We start from the raw sequence: 16,464 nt of genomic DNA on the forward strand, positions 1-16,464 counted from the left end.
GCCCCGCCGCCGATCTGCTCAGCGGATCTCGATCAACAGATCCCCCGGCGCGACCTGCGTCACCTGTCCGATGGCGAGTCGGGTCACGGTGCCCGCGACCGGGGCGGTGATCGCCGCCTCCATCTTCATCGCCTCGATGGTGCCGATCGTCGCGCCGGCGGCGACCTCGTCGCCGACGTCGACCGACAGCGACACGACGCCCGCGAACGGGGCACCGATGTGGTGCGGGTTGGAGCGGTCCGCCTTCTCCGCCGACGCGACAGCCGAGTCGACGGAGTGGTCGCGCACCGCGATCGGGCGCAGCTGACCGTTCAGGACGCACATGACGGTCCGCATGCCCTGCTCGTCCGGTTCGCTGACCGCCTCCAGCCCGATGAGCAGATCGACACCGGGTTCGAGTTCGACGCGGTGTTCCTCGCCGTAGCGCAGTCCGTAGAAGAACTGGTTGGCCGAGAGCCTCGACGTGTCACCGTAGGCCTCGTAGTGCTCCTCGAATTCCTTTGCCGGACCGGGGAAGAGCAGGTGGTTGAGCCGGACCTGACGGTCACGACCCGGCTTGTCGAGGATGGCCTCGTCGTCGGCGGACAGTGGGGTGACCTCGGGGGCCGGCGCGCGGCCCTGCAGCGCGAGGGTGCGCAGCGGTTCGGGCCAGCCACCGGGGGGGTCGCCCAGCTCGCCGCGCAGGAAGCCGATCACCGAGTCCGGGATGTCGTAGGACGCCGGGTCGGCCGCGAAGTCCGAGGCGGTGATGCCGCGGCCGACCAGCGCGAGCGCGAGGTCGCCGACGACCTTCGACGACGGGGTCACCTTGACCAGTCGGCCGAGCATCGAATCAGCGGCGGCGTACGCCTGCTCGACGGCCTCGAACCGGTTGCCCAGCCCGAGGGAGATGGCCTGCTGCCGCAGGTTCGACAGCTGCCCGCCCGGGATCTCGTGCGAGTAGACCCGCCCGGTCGGCGCCGGGAGACCGGACTCGAACGGCGAGTACACCTTTCGCAGCGCCTCCCAGTACGGCTCGAGGTCACACACCCGCGCGAGGTCGATGCCGCTGTCCCGCTCGGTGTGGGCGGTCGCGGCGACGATCGCCGACAGCGGCGGCTGGCTCGTGGTGCCCGCCAGCGCGGCACTGGCGCCGTCGACCGCGTCGGCCCCCGCCTGCCACGCGGCCATGTAGGTCGCCAGCTGTCCGCCCGGGGTGTCGTGGGTGTGCACGTGGATCGGCAGATCGAACTCACGCCGCAGCGCCGACACCAGGGTGGTCGCCGCGGGAGCGCGCAGCAGACCCGCCATGTCCTTGATCGCCAGGACGTGCGCGCCCGCCTCCACGATCTGTTCGGCCAGCCGCAAGTAGTAGTCGAGCGTGTAGAGGTCCTCGCCCGGGTCGGACAGATCGCCGGTGTAGCTCATCGCCACCTCGGCCACCGCCGTACCGGTCTCGCGGACCGCGTCGATCGCGGGCCGCATCGCGTCGATGTTGTTGAGCGCGTCGAAGATCCGGAAGATGTCGATGCCGACGTCGGTCGCCTCGGACACGAACGCGGTCGTCACCTTGGTGGGATACGGCGTGTAACCGACCGTGTTGGCGCCGCGCAACAGCATCTGCAGACAGATGTTGGGGATCGCCTCCCGCAACTGCGCCAGCCGATCCCACGGGTCTTCCTTCAGGAAGCGAAGCGCCACATCGTAGGTCGCCCCGCCCCAGCACTCGACGGACAGCAGTTCGGGGGTCAGCGCGGCCACGTACGGCGCCACGTTGAGCAGCCCGTTGGTGCGCACGCGAGTCGCGAGCAGCGATTGGTGCGCATCGCGGAACGTCGTGTCGGTGATGCCCAGCCGCGGGTTCTCGCGCAGGTCGCGCGCGAACCCCTCGGGTCCGAGCTCCAGCAGACGCTGCCGCGAGCCGTTCGGCGGCGAGGCGAGCACCGACCGCTCGACGGTGGGCAGCTTGTCGCGCGGGTACACCGTGGTGGGCCGCTCACCGTGCGGCTTGTTCACGGTGACGTCGGCCAGGTACGACAGGATCTTGGTACCGCGGTCGGCTGACGAACGCGAGGTCAGCAGACCGGGACGCTCGTCGATGAACGAGGTCGTGACGCGCCCGGCGCGGAAATCCGGATCGTCGAGCACCGCCTGCAGGAACGGGATGTTGGTCGCGACGCCACGGATTCGGAACTCGGCCACGGCGCGGCGCGCACGCCGCACCGCGGTCGGGAAATCCCGTCCGCGACAAGTCAGTTTGACGAGCATCGAGTCGAAGTGGCCACTCACCTCGGCGCCGAGGTTCGCACCGCCGTCGAGCCGGACGCCGGCACCGCCGGGGCTACGGTAGGCGGTGATGCGCCCGACATCGGGCCGGAAGCCGTTGGCGGGGTCCTCGGTGGTGATCCGGCACTGCAGCGCGGCACCGCGGATGCGGATCGTGTCCTGGGTCAGTCCGAGATCCGCCAGCGACTCCCCCGATGCGATGCGCAACTGCGCGCTGACGAGGTCGACGTCGGTGATCTCCTCGGTCACCGTGTGCTCGACCTGGATACGCGGGTTCATCTCGATGAACACGTGGCGACCCTGTTCGTCGAGCAGGAACTCCACCGTGCCCGCGCACGAGTAGCCGATCGATCGCGCGAAAGCCACTGCGTCCGAGCAGATCTGCTCGCGCAACTCGTCGGAGAGGTTCGGTGCGGGCGCGAGCTCGATCACCTTCTGGTGGCGGCGCTGCAGGCTGCAGTCGCGCTCGTAGAGGTGGATGACGTTGCCGTAGGTGTCGGCGAGGATCTGCACCTCGATGTGCCGCGGGTTGACCACGGCCTGCTCCAGGAACACCGTCGCGTCGCCGAACGCGGCCTCGGCCTCGCGCGACGCGGCCGCGATGGCCTCGGCGAGGTCGGCACGCTCGTCGACGCGGCGCATCCCCCGCCCGCCGCCACCCGCGACCGCCTTGACGAAGACCGGGAACTGCATGTCCTCCGCCGCGGCGAGCAACTCGTCGAGATCCGACGACGGCTCCGAGCTCGCGAGCACGGGGATCCCCGCCGCCTTCGCCGCGGCCACCGCGGTCGCCTTGTTGCCGGTCATCTCCAGGATGTCGGCGCTCGGGCCCACGAAGGTGATGCCCGCCTCCGCGCACGCGGCGGCGAGACCCTGGTTCTCCGACAGGAATCCGTAACCGGGGTAGATAGCATCGGCGCCACACCGGACCGCCGCGCCGACGACCTCGTCGACCGACAGGTAGGCCCGAACCGGATGTCCCGGCACTCCGATCTGGTAGGACTCGTCGGCCTTCAGCCGGTGCACCGAGTTGCGATCCTCGTACGGGAAGATCGCGACCGTGCGCGCGCCCAGTTCGTAGGCGGCGCGGAATGCGCGGATGGCGATCTCGCCGCGGTTGGCGACCAGAACCTTGTCGAACATCGTGGTGTTCTCTTTCTCTCACGCCTGCGCCGGTCCGGCGCGTGCTCAGCGACTCGCACAATCGCGGTGGAGATCGCGCGAACAAACTCCCGGCGGGCACGGATCGACGCGAATGTCCCGACGACGCCGACCCGTTTCCACGGGCAGTTCCCGTCGTGATCCTACTCACCGAGACCGGCCGTTCGGCCACCCCCTCACACCGCCTTCGACCCCCTCGGAAACCGTGCTCCCCGACGCCGTCCACCGCGTCGGAAAGGCGGCGGCGCGGCACTGTGACGCCTCGGGAGAGGTGATCGAAAACAATTGCCGCGCAATGTACGTGGCACTCATTGCCGCAGTGTTGAGAAATACTCTCCAGCAGGATTCGACAATGAGAGATCCGCAGCGCCGGGAATTCGCGAATGCCGATCGATCGCTCCGTCGGAATGCCGACCGATCGCTCTGTCACGGGCTCGCTTTGTCGGCCGACGGCGCACGGGATTAGCGTCGTCGGAACAACTCCGATCCGACCGGAAGGCGTTGCCGTGGGCTTCACCCGTTACGTCGCCTTGGGCGACTCGTTCACCGAGGGAGTCGGCGATCCGGACCCGACCCGACCCAACGGGGTACGCGGGTGGGCCGACCGTGTCGCCGAACAACTCGCCGCCGCGGCGTCCGCCGAGGGCGGGGCGGGCTTCGGCTATGCGAACCTGGCCATCCGCGGCCGGTTGCTCGACGAGGTGCTCGCCCAGCAGATCGGCCCGGCGATCGCCCTGGAGCCCGACCTGGTCACCATCTACGCCGGCGGCAACGATCCCATGCGCCCGTCCCTCGACCTCGACGCGATGGTCGCGCGGTACGACGCGGCCCTGCGCGACCTGACCGCGACGGGCGCCACCGTCGTCGTCTTCACCGCCTACGACACCGGATGGGCTCCGGTGTTCCGGATGCTGCGTGGACGGGTCGCCATCTACAACGAGCTCGTCCGGGCGGTCGCCGAGAAGCACGGTGCACTGATCTGCGACTTCTGGCGGATGGCCGGTTACGACGACTACCGCATGTGGGACGTCGATCGCCTGCACATGTCGCCGCTCGGTCACGCACAGATGGCCGGCCGGGTCCTCGACCTGCTCGGCGTCGACCACCACATCACGCCCGAGACGCTGGCCGCCGCCACGGTCGCCACCCGCCGGGAGCAGCGGCGACAGAACGCGGAGTGGGCCCGCACCTTTCTCGGCCCCTGGGTGGTGCGCCGCATCCGCGGCGTCTCGTCGGGCGACGGACTCACCCCGCGCTGGCCCCGTCCCGTCGGCCTCGCCGACCTCGCGTAGCCCGGACGCCGGGGCTTCCCGCCGGGTGCGAACGTCTGCACCCGCGACCCGCCGGATATCCTGGTCGTTCGGAGGTGTGCACAATCGATGAGCGGAACCAGCGGGATGACGGCGTGACCAGCCGCACCGACGCCGACGGAACGACGGACAGCACTCCGGACCTCCCGCCCCCCGATCCCACCGCCGAGAAGCCCCACCCGCGGCTCGCGGTGGCCGTGCTCTGCCTCGCCGGCATCGTCGTCGCGTTGATGCAGACGATCATCGTGCCGCTCATCCCTCAGCTCCCCGCGCTGCTGCACGCCGATGCCTCCGACACCACGTGGGCGATCACGATCACGCTGCTGCTCGGCGCGGTCGCCACCCCCATCGGCGGGCGGATCGGCGACATGTACGGCAAACGCCTCGCCATCCTGGTCAGTCTCGGCTTCGTCGCAGCGGGTTCCGTGGCCTGCGCGGTCGCGACGTCGCTCCCGCTGTTCATCATCGGCCGCGGTCTCCAGGGGCTGGGTTTCGGCATCGTCGCGCTCGGCATCAGCGTCATGCGCGACATCGTCCCGCCCCGCCACCTCGGCTCGTCGGTGGGAACGATGAGCGCCTCACTCGGCATCGGCGGCGCGCTCGGGCTCCCGGTCGCCGCCCTCATCGCCCAACACGTGAGCTGGCACGCCCTGTTCTGGTCGTGTGCGGGTGCCGCGACGCTGGCCGGTGTCGGCGTGGCCCTCACGGTCCGCTCCACCGCCAAGCCCTCCGGCGGCCGGTTCGACGCGCTCGGCGCCCTCGGTCTGACGGTGCTCCTCGTCTGTCTGCTGCTGCCGTTGTCCAAGGGCGCCGAGTGGGGATGGTCCGCTCCGCTGACGCTCGGCCTGTTCGCCGGCTTCCTCGTGTCGCTGGGCGTGTGGGTCCTCGTCGAACTCCGTCGCGACAGTCCGTTGATCGATCTCCGCATCCTGGGCAAGCGCCCGCTGCTGCTGACGAATCTGGCCTCGATCGCGACCGGTTTCGCCTTCTACGCGATGCAACTCATCCCGATCCAGTTGCTGATGGCCCCGACGAACAGCCCGGACGGCTTCGGGTACGACATGGTGCACGCGAGTCTCATCCTCGCGCCCAGCGGTCTGGTCATGTTCGTGTTCTCACACATCAGCGGTCGCATCAACGCCGTCTTCGGCGCCCGCATCTCCCTCGCCCTGGGCGCGGTCATCATCGGCATCGGCTACGTGATCTTCATCGTCGGCATCGCCGGCCCGTGGGACCTCACCTGGATCCACATGATGGTCATCGCCTGCTGCATCGGCGCCGGCCTCGGCATCGCCTACTCCGCGATGCCGGCGCTCGCTCATCATGCAATCGGTCAGCGTCGAGCAGACCGGCGAGTCCAACGGCGTCAACGCCCTCATGCGGATCATCGGCACCTCGACGGCCGCCGCCGCGGTCGGCATGCTGCTGACGTGGTCGATGATCTCGGTTCCCGTCGCCGACGGCACCGCGATCGAGGTGCCGACCGCCGAGGGCTACCTGTGGGCGTCGGCCATCGCCCTCGTCATGAGTGCGATCGCCGCCGTGGTCGCCTTCGCGATTCCCGCGCACGGCCGTAGCGCCGAGACCCCGGTCTGACGACCCGGTCACCTGTGGGCCGGGTCGCCGGCCCACGAGATGCGGACCGCACCGGATGCACGTAGCGTGACGCCGTGCTTCTCTCGACGTCGATCTCCGCGATCCGCTCCGACGGGCGCATCGGCCTCGTACGGTGGGAGCCACCCACCGCCGCATCCCGCCTCCTCGACAAGGCACGCTGATGGACCTCACCGCCGTCTCCCACTACCGGTTCGCGCGCACGCGGGATGAGGCGTTCCCCGCCCCCGGCGAACAGATCGTCGCCGGTGGCACCTGGGTGTTCTCCGAGCCGCAGCCGGCGACCACGGGACTAGTCGACCTGAGCGAGATGGGTTGGGCACCTGTCGAAGACCTGCCGGGAGGTGGTCTCCGGATCGCGGCCACCTGCTCGATCGCCGAACTCGTCGCACTCCCCCCGCGCCCCGGCTTCGTGGCCCACCCGATGTTCGCGCAGTGCGCGAACGCACTGCTGGCGTCGTTCAAGATCTGGAACATGGCGACCGTCGGCGGCAACATCTGCCGGTCGTACGCGGCAGCGTCGATGGTCTCGCTGGCGGTCGGGCTCGACGCGACCGCCCACGTGTGGAGTCCCGATGGCACCGACCGCGATCTACCCGTCGCCGAGCTGGTCATCGGCAACGGCATCAACCTCCTGGCACCGGGAGAAGTCCTGCGCGCCATCGACTTCCCCGCCCACGCGTTACGCGCCCGCACCTCCGTGCGCAAGATCGCCCTCGCCGAGCTCGGTCGCTCGGGGGCCGTGGTGACCGGCCGGGTCGACGACGACGGCGCCGCCACCTTCGGGATCACCGCGGCCACCGAATGGCCGACCGTTCTGCGCTACACCGGGTTACCGACCCGCGACGCGCTGCACGACGACATCGTCTCGGCAAGTGGCTATTACACCGACGCGCTGGGTTCGGCCGACTGGCGCCGCGGCGTCTCGGCGGTGCTGGGCGAGGAGATCCGCACGGAGTTGTCGTCGGCGACGAACGGAATCAAGGACATGGGATTCGGAGCCGGCGCATGAGATTCGAGGTCAACGGAGAGTCGCTCGACGCCGAACCCGCTGCGGGACAGTGCCTTCGGATGCTGCTCCGCGAACATGCGCACTACGAGGTCAAGAAGGGCTGCGACGCCGGCGACTGCGGGGCGTGTTCGGTGCTCGTCGACGGACAGCCCGTGCACTCCTGCATCTATCCCGCTCACCGCGCCGCCGGGAAGTCGGTGACGACGGTGGCCGGGCTCGGCACCCCCGACGACCTGCACCCCGTCCAGCAGTCCTTCGTCGACAACTTCGGATTCCAGTGCGGTTTCTGCACCGCCGGAATGATCGTGACCGCCTCCACCGTCACCGCCGAGCATCTCCCCGACCTGCCGCGGCGGATGAAGGGAAACCTGTGCCGCTGCACCGGTTACCGCTCCATCCGGGACGCGATCACCGCGGCCGCCACGGGCACCGCGTCCCCCGTTGCGCCCGCGGAGCCCGCGCAACGGCCATTCGTGGGCGAGTCGGTCGCTCCGCTCGCCGCCCGGCGCGTGGTGACCGGAACCGAGCCGTACACCTTCGACGTCCCCACGCCCGGGACGTTGCACATCCACGTACTCGGTTCGCCGCACGCGCACGCACGGATCACCGCCATCGACACCACCGACGCCGCCGCGCTACCCGGCGTCGAGCTGATCCTCACCCACGAAAACGTCTCCACTCCGCGGTTTTCCACGGGACGCCACGAGAGCCGCCTCGAGGATCCCGACGACACACTCGTCTTCGACCCGGTGGTGCGATTCGTCGGTCAGCGGGTCGCCGCGGTGGTCGCGTCGTCCCCGGCCGTCGCCGACCAGGCCCTGGCGCTCATCGACGTCACCTACGAAGTTCTGCCCGCGGTCTTCGACCCGGAAGCGGCCAGAAGCCCCGGAGCCCCACTGCTGCACCCCGATCGCACTCCCGCCGACCGGGTCGCCGAGGCCCATCGCAACGTCATCGCCACCTTTCACGAGGGGTTCGGCGGCGACGTCGAGGCCGCACTCGCCGCATCGTCGGCGACTGTGCACGGCACCTGGTCCAGCGGGCGGGTCTCCCACGCCCAGTTGGAAACCCACGGGTCGATCGGGTGGTTCGACGAACACGGGCGCCTCGTCATCCGGACCAGCACCCAGGTCCCGTTCCTGGTCCGCAACGAGCTCGCGCTCCTCTTCGATCTGCCGCCGGAGCGTATCCGGGTCTTCAGCGCCCGGGTGGGCGGTGGGTTCGGCGGCAAGCAGGAGATGCTGACCGAGGACCTCGTCGCCCTGGCCGTACTCCGCACCGGCAAACCCTGCGCCTACGAGATGAGCCGCACCGACGAACTGACCCGGACCACGTACCGGCACCCGATGCGGGTCACCGTCGATGTCGGAGCCGACGCGGACGGCAGGCTCACCGGCCTGCGCGTGAACCTGTTGTCGGACACCGGCGCCTACGGCAACCACGCGATCGGCGTGATGTTCCACGCGTGCGCGGAATCGGTGTCGGTGTACAACTGCCCGGTCAAGCGCCTCGACGCGGAGGTCGTCTACACCAACAACCCGCCGTCCGGCGCGTTCCGGGGTTACGGCCTCGGCCAGGTGGTCTTCGCCGTGGAGAGCGCGATGGACGAACTCGCGATCGAACTCGGCATCGACCCGTTCGAGTTCCGACGCCGCAACGCCGTCGCCGACGGCGATCCCCTCCTCATCGCACGCGCCGAACCCGAGGTCGACCTGGTCTACGGCAGCTATGGACTCGACCAGTGTCTCGATCTGGCCGAGCGTGCATTGCACGCCGGCAACGGGGTCGAGGCACCGTCGGGGGACCGCTGGCGCGTCGGCGAGGGCATGGCCATCGCCGCGATCGCCACCATGGCCCCCCGCGGGCACTTCGCCGACGTCACCGTCGCGGTCGACGCCGCCGGCACGTACCACGTGGGCGTGGGCACCGCCGAGTTCGGCAACGGCACGACCACGGTCCACGCCCAGATCGTCGCCACCGCGCTGTCGACCGGACTCGACCGGGTCTCGCTGTGGCACGGCGACACCGATGCCGTCGTGCACGACACCGGGGCGTTCGCCTCGGCGGGCACGACCGTGGCCGGGAAGGCGCTGCACTCAGCATGTCTCGCGTTGCGTGACACCCTTGTCGACGCCGCGGCGCAGCTCACCGGAACGGACCCGGCACAGGTCGGCCTCGGCGTGGAGGGCGCGCTCGTCGACGGCCGGATCGTCGGGTTCGCCGATCTCATCGGCGCTGTCGACCCGTCGAACCGGGTCGAGCACCCCGCGGGACCGCGCGCCGTCGCCGCGGGCGCCGAACGCGGGGAGATGCGGTCCATCGCGTTCAACGTGCAGGCCTTCCGCGTCGCGGTCGACACCGAGACCGGCACCGTCCGCATCCTGCAATCGGTGCACGCGGCCGACGCGGGCACCGTGATGAACCCCGAGCAATGTCGCGGCCAGGTGGAAGGTGGTGTCGCGCAAGGCATCGGCACCGCGCTCTACGAGGAGATCATGATCGACGAGGCCGGACGGCCGATCACGAACGTCTTCCGGGTGTACCGCGTCCCGCAGATGGCCGACATCCCCGTCACGGAGGTCTACTTCGCCGACACCAGCGACGAACTCGGCCCGTTCGGCGCCAAATCGATGAGCGAGTCACCGTACAACCCGGTCGCGCCGGCGCTCGCGAACGCCATCCGTCGCGGACTCGGGAGCCGGCCCGGTGAGACGCCGATGTCACGCGACCGCATCTGGCGACTCGCTCGGCAAGAGACCTGACCCCTTTTCGTTAGCAATGCGCATCGGTTTGCGCGGCAACGGCATCGAGTTCCGGCCCATGGTCACAATTCTGGGCCCGCTCTCGCCGAAACGGTTGCGGGGCGGCATGACTCGGAGGACACTCCCCCTGTACGTGTAGTCCACAGTCAAGGTTGTCCAGAGAAGGGCGTCGTCATGACTCACACCGCACCCACCCACGAGAACAACCGTCCATCCACCTCACAGAACATCGCCGCGGGGACCTCCATCGGCGCCGCGATCATCCTCATCGTCCTCGGTGTCATCCAACTCTTCCAGGGCATCGCCGCGGTCGCCGAGGACGAGGTCTTCGTCCGCGGCGTCGAGTATGTCTACAAGCTCGACTTCACCACATGGGGCTGGATTCACATCGCCCTCGGGGTCGTGATGGCCGGCGTCGGCATCGCACTCGTCACCGGCGCGACCTGGGCACGGTTCACCGCGATCGTGATCGCCGGTCTGTCGATCATCGCCAACTTCCTGTGGTTGCCCTACTACCCCTGGTGGTCGATCCTCATCATCGCTCTCGACATCGTGGTCATCTGGGCCGTCTCGACCTGGCAGCCGAAGGCCGAATACCGCTAGATCCCGACCCACGCTCCACCGTCGAGGCACCCCTCGGCGGTGGAGCGCGTTCTGTCAGCACCGGAACCCCAGACGATCAGCGGCCGGAAGGGCGGCGTCGAGATGACCACGGACACCAACGGACAGAGCGCGGAGCCGAGCGTCGGCATCACCGACTCCGAGCGCGCCGAACTCGAACGACTACGAGCCGAGGTCGCGCGCCTGCGCGACGCGGCCGGCACCGGGCCGGCCACCAAGACCCCCGACCCGACCCGGCGGAACCGGTGGCGCTGGTTCGCCGTCGCGGTCCTGTGCATCCTCGTCGCCGTACTCGCCATCACCTCGGTGACTTCGCGGTTCGTCCGTGGCGAGATCCTCGACACCGACCGCTACGTCAGCACCGTCGCTCCGCTCGCCTCGGATCCCGCAGTGCAAGCCGAGATCTCGAACACGATCACCGATGAGATCTTCAGTCGCATCGACGTCGAGGGACTCACCGCGGCGGCGCTGACGACCCTGACCGACGCGGTTCCGGCCACCGAGAACGCACCACGCGTCGATCGGGCGGTCGAGGGTCTCGCTCCCGTCCTGGCCGGCCAGGCCCGCGGCTTCGTGCAACAGACCGTGTCGTCGTTCGTCGCCAGCGATCAGTTCGAATCCCTGTGGCTGCAGGCGAATCGGGCCGCACACACCGCCCTTGTCGCGGTCGTGACCGGTGACGTCGGACCGTCGTCGGTGACCGTGGACGACTCCGGCACCGTCAGCATCTCGCTCGGCACCGTGATCGACAACGTCAAGGCACGCCTCCTCGACCGCGGCTTCACCTTCGCCGAGAAGATCCCCGCCGTCGACACGCAGTTCGTCCTGTTCCGCTCACCCGAACTGGTCCGCGCCCAGCGCGCCGTCTCGGCGCTCGACACCGCCGCCGACGTCCTGCCCTGGCTGACGATCGCGCTCGCCTTCGCCGTCGTGGCCGTCGCACCCCGCGGTCGGCGTCTGCGGGCCCTCTCGCTCGCCGGACTGTCACTCGTCCTCGCCATGCTCGTCCTCGCCATCGCGTTGCTGATCGGTCGGGCGCTCTATCTCGACGCGATGCCGCCCGACATCCTCGCCCCGGGTGCCGCGGCCGCCACCATCGACACGGTGCTGGATCCGCTGCGGTTGGCGCTGCGTGCCGTGGCGGTCCTCGGGCTCGTGGTCGCCGTCGGGGCCTACCTCCTGGGCGGGTCCGCCTCGGCCACGGCCGTCCGGCGCGGATTCGGCCACGGGCTCGACTCGGTGCAGCGGATACGACGCTCGCGGCCGCCGAATGCCTTCGAGGAGAGCCTGTTCCGCGCGCGAATCGCGTTGCGCAGCGCGATCATCGGCATCGCGGCGCTGCTGCTCGTCTTCTGGAGCTATCCGACCGGTCTGGTGGTCCTCCTCATCGCCGTCTTCGGACTCCTCGCACTCCTGATCCTCGAACTCGTGATCAGGCCGGCGAAGGACTGGGCCGCCAAGGACCGGAACGAGGAGTCGGATCCGCCGGATCAGGAGACGCCCGGCGCGGCGACGCCGGCCGTCGAGACGGTATGAGTCAGGCGTCGGTCGCCGCCGAGGTCGCGCCGCCCACGACACGCAGATGGTGGGCGCGCGCGGCCATGGCGCTGGCCGTCGCCGCGATCCTGCTGCCGGTGGCCGCCGCCGGCCTCCTCCGCCTGCTGGGCCTCCTGGCGATCTGTGGTGTCTGTGCCGTCGTCATCGTCGCCGCGGTGTACTGGTTCCTCATCAGCCGTGGTGTCCTCCGCATCGTCTCGGCCGCTCTCGCGGTCCTGCCGGTGGCGGTTCTCGTGGTGTTCCTCCTTCGCGAGCGACAGCTCTGGGTCGTGATCGCCGCCGCGCTGCTGGCGGCCGCCGCGGTCGGATGCGGTCGGCGCGCGCTGCGGCCGTCGCGCATCGACTCCCTGATGCCCGAACACCCGGCGCCGGACGTCCACCGCCCGTTCATCATCATGAACCCGCGTTCGGGTGGCGGGAAGGTCGTCCGATTCGATCTGCAGCGCAAGGCCGAATCCCTCGGCGCCGAAGTCGTATTGCTGGACGGGCCGGTGGAGATCGACGTGGAGCAATTGGCACGGGACGCGGTGGCGCGCGGGGCCGACCTGCTCGGTGTCGCGGGAGGTGACGGCACCCAGGCCCTCGTCGCCGGAGTCGCGGCCGAGGCGGGCGTACCCTTCCTGGTCATCAGTGCCGGCACCCGAAACCATTTCGCTCTCGATCTCGGGCTCGACCGCCAGGACCCCGCCCGGTGTCTCGACGCGCTGCGCGACGGCGTCGAATTCCATGTCGACCTCTGTCACATCAACGGTCGGCCGTTCGTCAACAACGCGTCGTTCGGCATCTACGCCGAGGTGGTCCAGAGTCCGCAGTATCGAGATGACAAGACACGCACGGTGTTACGCATGCTTCCCGACCTCCTGGGGAGAGGGACGAGGTCGGGTCTGCGGGCCGTCATCGGCAGCGAGACCGTCGCCGATCCACAGGCCGTCCTCGTCAGCAACGGCCCCTATGCCACCAACGACGTGGCCGGGCTCGGTCGCCGCACCCGCATCGACGAGGGACGGCTCGGGGTCGTCACCGTCTCGGTGTCCGACACCCGGCAGGCCGTCGGCCTCCTGCGGCGCACCCACGACCGCGGACTCGTCCAGCGCATCGCCACCGAGGTGACCGTCGACGCCGACGCCGAGGTCATCCCGGTCGGGGTCGACGGCGAATCGCTCCAGCTCACGACGCCGGTGCTATGCACGATCACGCCCGGTGCGCTGCGCGTCCGCGTCCCACGGCACCGCCCCGAGACCCGGATCGCGCCACCGCAACTGGACTGGCTCCAGCTGTGGTACCTGGCGTGGAAACCACACCGGGCCTCGTAGCCGCCCGTTCGGTCAGCGAAGAGCTCGCCGGGGTGCCACCGCTTCCACGGCCGAGATCGCGGACACCGCCGGACTCCGGCGACGTCGCACCCACTTCTCCGCCTCCACCACGACGGGGATGATCAGCGACCATCCGATGCAGGCGAGCCACTGGCCGCCGGTCAGCGAGGTCGTCTGCAGCAGGTCTTGCAGAAATCCGAGCTCCACCGCGAGCACGGTGACGATGATCGGGATCGACAGGATCTTCACGGCGTTGACGATCGGCGGTGTGAGGCCCGACTCCGGATCGCGCCGCATCACCAACCCGGCGAACACCGAACCCAGGGACAGCACCACGAAGCCCATGGTCATCGGGACGTTCGGTTCGGTCGGGCTCATCGGACCGGGCGCCACCATCATCGCGACGAAGGTCACCGCGAACTGCAGGACCCCGTAGGCGAACCACTGCACGAACGACGCGCGATTCGTGATCGGCTGTTTCGGGTCCCGTGGTGGTTTGGCCATCAGATCCGGTGCCGGCGGGTCCTGCATGATCACGATCACCGGGAACAGGGTGATGAAAAAGTGCTGGAAGACCACCATCAGCGGCGCCAGCGCGACGCCCTCGTTGATGTCGAAGATGCTCGCGACCAGGAACAGGAGCACCAGTGAGAACAGCTTGGACATCTGGTAGCGGATGTAGGCGACGATCTTGTCGTAGACGCTGCGCCCCAACCGGATCGCGGTGATCAACGTCCCGAAGTTGTCGTCGGTGAGGATCAGCTTGCCGGCCTGCTTGGTGACCTCGCTGCCCGAGCCCATCGCCACCCCGATGTCGGCCTTCTTCAGCGCGGCCGCGTCGTTGACCGCGTCGCCGGTCATCGCGACGACCGCGCCCTGGCGCTGCATCACGTCGGCGAGCCGGAGTTTGTCCGACGGCGTGACACGCCCGAACACATGCAACCGCGGAAGCGCCTCGGCGAGTTCCTCGTCGGACATCGCGGCGAGTTCGGTACCGCTGATGGCCCCGGGACCGAGTCCCAGCTGCGCACCGATCGCCGACGCGGTTCCCGTGTGGTCCCCCGTGATCATCCGCACATCGATCCCCGCGGCGTGCGCCGTGCGGACGGCGTCGACGGCCTCGGCACGCAACGGGTCGATGATCCCGACCATCCCGACGAAGACGAGATCGTCCACGAACGCCATCGGGTCGGCGGTCACCTCGTCCTCCCGGCCGTCGAGCACGCGCGCGGCGAAGGCCAGCACACGTAGGCCCTCGGCCGACATCTGCTCGTTGGCCGCCTCGATCTCGGCCCGGACCTCCGCCAGCTCCACCCTCTCCCGTCCGGGGCGGAACGCCCAGCGGCAGCGGTTCAGCACGACATCCGGACCGCCCTTGACCATCTCGACGAAACGGACGGTGCCGTCCACCGGCAGCCGGTGGAACGTCGCCATGAACTTGTAGGCCGAGTCGAATGGAACCTCGGCGAGACGGGGATAGGTCTGGCGGGTGAGCGGCGCGTCGACCCCCATCTTGGCTGCCAGCACGATCAGCGCCGCCTCGGTCGGATCGCCGATGACGGCGCCGGCGTCCGACACGGTGGCGTCGCTGTCGAGGCACAGTCCGTACGCGAGCATGGTGAAGTCGGGAACCGGCTCGCCCGCCGCCTGGGTGATGCTCCCGGTCTTGCCGTAGCCCTCACCGTCGACGGCGAACCACTGACCGTGGAAGTACAACGAGCGCACCATCATCTGGTTCATGGTGAGCGTCCCGGTCTTGTCCGAGTTGATCAGACTCGTCGCGCCGAGCGTCTCCACGTCGGTGAGGTTCTTGACGACCGCCTTCGCATCCGCGAGCTGCCGGGCCCCGAAGGCCAGCATCGCCTGGACGAAAGTGGGCAGACCGGAGGGTATCGCCGAGATGCCCATCGAGATACCGAGCAGCATCACCGTCGCCAGGTCTTGTCCGCGCACCAGCCCGATCACCACGATGATCGCCACGGCGGTCCAGGCGATCACGCCCAGGATCTTGGTGAGTGAATCCAGCTCCCGCTGCAGGGGTGACCGCTGTGGGGCGATCGCCGACAGCATCGACGCGATCTGTCCCATCTGCGTCCGCATCCCGGTCTCGGTGACGACCATCGTCGCCGTGCCGCGGGTGACCGAGGTGTTCTGGAAGAGCATGTTGCTGCGGTCACCCAGGGCCAGCTCGACATCGGTGAGCGCGGCGGGGTCCTTCGGGATCGGCGCGCTCTCGCCGGTCAGCGCGGCCTCCTGCGTCTCCAGCGTGGCGGCCCGCACCAGACGTCCGTCGGCCGGCACCAAGTCGCCGGCTTCGAGCTGCACGATGTCCCCGGGAACGAGTTGCGCCGCGGGAACTTCCACCAGGACTCCACCCCGGACCACGCGGGCCTGCGGAACCTGAATCCGCGCCAGGGCGTCCACGCTGGCCCGGGCCTTCAGCTCCTGCCGAGTGCCCAGCACCAGGTTGAGCACCACCAGGGCGGCGACCACCAGCGCGGTCGAGACCTCCGCGATCACCAGGCTGACGATCACCACGGCGATCAGCATCAGGTTCATCGGATCCCTGAGCTGCAGCAGCACCAGTGCAGCCACCGACGGGGCCGGTTCCGCGGCGATCACGTTGTCGCCGAACCGCGTCCGTCGGTCGTCGATCTCGGCCGACGACAGTCCACCGGTGCTGTCGGACTCGAGCGCCGACACGACGGATTCGACGTCCTGGACGTGCCAGGCCGGTGCGGGGGCGTCGTCCTCCCGACGTTCCGGTGACGACGGCGGGCGTGCGATGGCCATACAACTCTCCTGCCTCGGGCTCGGGCGGTGTCGTGACTACTCGACTGCGGTTCGGT

General features: G+C 69.3%; 8 protein-coding genes and 1 pseudogene. 7 read left to right on the forward strand and 2 right to left on the reverse strand.

What is annotated here, in order from left to right; genetic code table 11:
- Nucleotides 1-18: 18 nt before the first annotated feature.
- Nucleotides 19-3,408 carry a pyruvate carboxylase gene (locus tag Q9R39_RS05130; protein ID WP_137809911.1) on the reverse strand — a complete coding sequence of 1,130 codons (3,390 nt, stop codon included), beginning with the start codon at nt 3,406-3,408 and terminating at the stop codon, nt 19-21.
- A gap of 524 nt (nt 3,409-3,932) precedes the next feature.
- Here Q9R39_RS05130 and Q9R39_RS05135 point away from each other — a divergent pair.
- The 7 genes and pseudogenes from Q9R39_RS05135 (at nt 3,933) to Q9R39_RS05165 (ending at nt 13,615) form a co-directional block, all read left to right on the forward strand.
- Nucleotides 3,933-4,718: an SGNH/GDSL hydrolase family protein gene (locus Q9R39_RS05135; protein WP_311277167.1), complete on the forward strand. Its 786-nt coding sequence runs from the start codon at nt 3,933-3,935 to the stop codon at nt 4,716-4,718.
- Between the two features lie 113 nt (nt 4,719-4,831).
- Nucleotides 4,832-6,332: pseudogene (locus tag Q9R39_RS05140) on the forward strand (MFS transporter).
- A 181-nt stretch (nt 6,333-6,513) separates the two neighbouring features.
- Nucleotides 6,514-7,362: an FAD binding domain-containing protein gene (locus Q9R39_RS05145; RefSeq protein WP_311277168.1), complete on the forward strand. Its 849-nt coding sequence runs from the start codon at nt 6,514-6,516 to the stop codon at nt 7,360-7,362.
- Nucleotides 7,359-10,124, forward strand: coding sequence for a molybdopterin cofactor-binding domain-containing protein (locus Q9R39_RS05150; RefSeq protein ID WP_311277169.1), 2,766 nt, complete (start codon nt 7,359-7,361; stop codon nt 10,122-10,124). Before Q9R39_RS05145 ends, Q9R39_RS05150 begins: the two co-directional genes overlap by 4 nt.
- A 174-nt stretch (nt 10,125-10,298) precedes the next feature.
- Nucleotides 10,299-10,727: a hypothetical protein gene (locus Q9R39_RS05155; protein WP_055475098.1), complete on the forward strand. Its 429-nt coding sequence runs from the start codon at nt 10,299-10,301 to the stop codon at nt 10,725-10,727.
- Nucleotides 10,728-10,829: 102 nt separating this feature from the next.
- The gene (locus Q9R39_RS05160; protein WP_311277170.1) at nt 10,830-12,281 is read left to right on the forward strand and encodes a hypothetical protein; all 1,452 of its coding nucleotides are present in this window, start codon (nt 10,830-10,832) and stop codon (nt 12,279-12,281) included.
- A complete protein-coding gene (locus Q9R39_RS05165) occupies nt 12,278-13,615 on the forward strand; it encodes a diacylglycerol kinase family protein (RefSeq protein WP_078112055.1) in 1,338 nt (445 codons plus the stop codon). The genes Q9R39_RS05160 and Q9R39_RS05165 overlap by 4 nt, the downstream gene beginning before the upstream one ends.
- A 12-nt stretch (nt 13,616-13,627) precedes the next feature.
- Here the strand turns inward: Q9R39_RS05165 and Q9R39_RS05170 are convergent, their stop codons facing one another.
- A complete protein-coding gene (locus tag Q9R39_RS05170) occupies nt 13,628-16,408 on the reverse strand; it encodes a cation-transporting P-type ATPase (protein WP_211538147.1) in 2,781 nt (926 codons plus the stop codon).
- Between the last annotated feature and the right edge of the window lie 56 nt (nt 16,409-16,464).

Origin of the sequence: Gordonia sp. AC31 (genome assembly GCF_031844505.1) — a bacterium.
Lineage (GTDB): Bacteria > Actinomycetota > Actinomycetes > Mycobacteriales > Mycobacteriaceae > Gordonia > Gordonia hongkongensis.

Coding starts and splice junctions, on each gene's coding strand:
- Q9R39_RS05160 (WP_311277170.1), top strand. CDS start 10,830: ATGACCACGGACACCAACGGACAGAGCGCGGAGCCGAGCGTCGGCATC.
- Q9R39_RS05165 (WP_078112055.1), top strand. CDS start 12,278: ATGAGTCAGGCGTCGGTCGCCGCCGAGGTCGCGCCGCCCACGACACGC.
- Q9R39_RS05150 (WP_311277169.1), top strand. CDS start 7,359: ATGAGATTCGAGGTCAACGGAGAGTCGCTCGACGCCGAACCCGCTGCG.
- Q9R39_RS05130 (WP_137809911.1), bottom strand. CDS start 3,408: ATGTTCGACAAGGTTCTGGTCGCCAACCGCGGCGAGATCGCCATCCGC.
- Q9R39_RS05145 (WP_311277168.1), top strand. CDS start 6,514: ATGGACCTCACCGCCGTCTCCCACTACCGGTTCGCGCGCACGCGGGAT.
- Q9R39_RS05170 (WP_211538147.1), bottom strand. CDS start 16,408: ATGGCCATCGCACGCCCGCCGTCGTCACCGGAACGTCGGGAGGACGAC.
- Q9R39_RS05155 (WP_055475098.1), top strand. CDS start 10,299: ATGACTCACACCGCACCCACCCACGAGAACAACCGTCCATCCACCTCA.